Below are 717 nucleotides of genomic sequence, written 5' to 3' on the forward strand. Positions count from 1 at the left end.
TTCCACGGCAATCACGAAGGGCCTCTTTCCGGCGGCCCCTCGGCCCCGCTTGCCGCTGCGAGTTCCGCCCAGGTAGGCGTCATCGACTTCCACCCGGCCTCTCAGAACCCTGTCCGCTTCCTGTTCCAGCATGGCCCGGAGGATCTTGTGCTTGAGACGCCAGGCCGCCCGCCAGGAGATCCCCAGGCTGCGCATCAGCTCCAGAGCCGACACCCCGTTCTTGGCCTGGGTGATCAGATATATGGCCAGAAACCAGGGGGTCAGCGGCAGCTTGCTGGCCTGGAAGAGAGTGCCCACCTGAAGGGAAGTCTGATGATGGCAGGCGCTGCACTGATACAGAGGCTGCTGTCCACGGCGAAATACGGTGCAGTGGTCGTGTCCGCATTGTGGGCACCGAAAACCGTCACGCCAGCGTACCTTCTCCAGCGCCGATTCACACTGGGCTTCAGTACCATACTGAGACAGGAAATCAGGCAACGACAGGCCTCGCTGAAACTGAATCGGATTGATCGACATGGCAGAACTCCGGTGGTTGTGGATGGAGTTCATTCTGCCTACACCACTGGCTCACCAGATGCGCCTGCTGAGCTTTGGATATAATCACCTTTTTTAATGCCATGCCGAATAATTTCAACAACGATTGCGCAATATTGGAAATATTCACACTGTTGGATGCGCCCTGACATTCGCGGCAAAAAGAGCTACAATAATCGAAAG

2 protein-coding genes are annotated in these 717 nt (G+C 56.9%); both read right to left on the reverse strand.

Annotated features, from left to right (window positions below; all coding sequences use genetic code 11):
• The coding region (locus tag ACOCD2_RS23935; protein WP_419626283.1) for an IS1595 family transposase at window positions 1–516 on the reverse strand (516 nt) is incomplete at its 3' end.
• The coding region (locus tag ACOCD2_RS23940; RefSeq protein WP_293675625.1) for a hypothetical protein at window positions 470–717 on the reverse strand (248 nt) is incomplete at its 5' end. The genes ACOCD2_RS23935 and ACOCD2_RS23940, both read right to left, overlap by 47 nt.

It is taken from the genome of Thiolapillus sp. (assembly GCF_048562965.1).
Lineage (GTDB): Bacteria > Pseudomonadota > Gammaproteobacteria > Chromatiales > Chromatiaceae > Thiolapillus > Thiolapillus brandeum_A.